Source organism: Erythrobacter sp. QSSC1-22B (assembly GCF_001678665.1).
GTDB lineage: Bacteria > Pseudomonadota > Alphaproteobacteria > Sphingomonadales > Sphingomonadaceae > Qipengyuania.
On the sequence record NZ_LZRP01000034.1, the window covers coordinates 1 to 1,153 of the forward strand.

Below are 1,153 nucleotides of genomic sequence, written 5' to 3' on the forward strand. Positions count from 1 at the left end.
TAGTGGTTAGAATCTAACACTTGATGCCCTCGTTTTACGGCGGCGATGATCTTGTCCGGGTCTGCGGTCCAAGTGAAGGGTTTGGGGTCGACGTTTTGTTCGACGACGAAGCGATTGATGGCGGCCTGGAGATCGACGAGCGAGTGGAATGTGCCGCGCTTCAGGCGGCGCCTGGTGAGCTTGGCGAAGAAGCCTTCGACGGCGTTTAGCCACGAGCATGAGGTGGGGGTGAAGTGGAAGGTGAAGCGCTCATGGCGATCGAGCCATTGGCGGACCTTTGGGTGCTTGTGAGCGGCGTAGTTGTCGAGGATCACATGCACGCTCTTGCCTGCGGGAACCTGGCGCTCGATCGTGTTGAGGAAGCGGATGAACTCCTGGTGGCGGTGGCGCTGCATATTGCGGCCGATTACCGTGCCATCAAGCACGTTCAGGGCAGCGAACAGCGTGGTCGTGCCGTTGCGCTTGTAGTCGTGGGTCATGGTGCCGAGCCGGCCCTTCTTTAGCGGCAAACCTGGCTGGGTGCGGTCGAGCGCCTGAATCTGGCTCTTCTCATCGAACGACAGGACGATCGCATGGGCGGGCGGATCGACGTAGAGCCCGACCACGTCACGCAGCTTCTCGACGAACAACGGATCGTTCGACAGCTTGAACTGCCGCACGCGGTGCGGCCGCAGGCCGTGGGCGCGCCAGATACGCTGGACCGAGCTGACGCTGATGCCGATCTGGCGCGCCATCATCGCCGCGGTCCAGTGGGTCGCCTCGACGGGCGGATCGGTCAAGGTCAGCGCGACGACGCGCTCGGACACTTCCGGTGCGAGCGGAGGAATGCGCGAGGGCCGGGTCTTGTCGCGCAACAGGCCCTCGACACCTTCGGCGGCGAAGCGCTCCTGCCACCGCCAGACGCAGGTCTTCGATTTGCTCGTTCGTCGCATGATCTCGACTGTGCCGACACCAGCGGCGCTGAGCAGCACGATCTCGGCTCGCCAAACGTGCTTCTGGGGTGTGTTGCGGTCGCGAACCAACCCATTGAGGCGGCGGTGATCCAAGGGCGAGACTTCAATAGATATACCAGATCGCATGCCCGCAGACTCGCATGCCAAGCCATCCAGGGGAATCCCCCCATGAGACTCAACCGTTAGGTTCTATCCACTAG

At 62.3% G+C, this 1,153-nt stretch carries 1 protein-coding gene; it reads right to left on the minus strand.

Annotated features, from left to right (window positions below; translation table 11 throughout):
• Positions 1–1,079, minus strand: a 1,079-nt coding sequence (locus tag A9995_RS15720) for an IS630 family transposase (RefSeq protein WP_067614757.1), incomplete at its 3' end; no start/stop codon positions are given.
• Between the last annotated feature and the right edge of the window lie 74 nt (positions 1,080–1,153).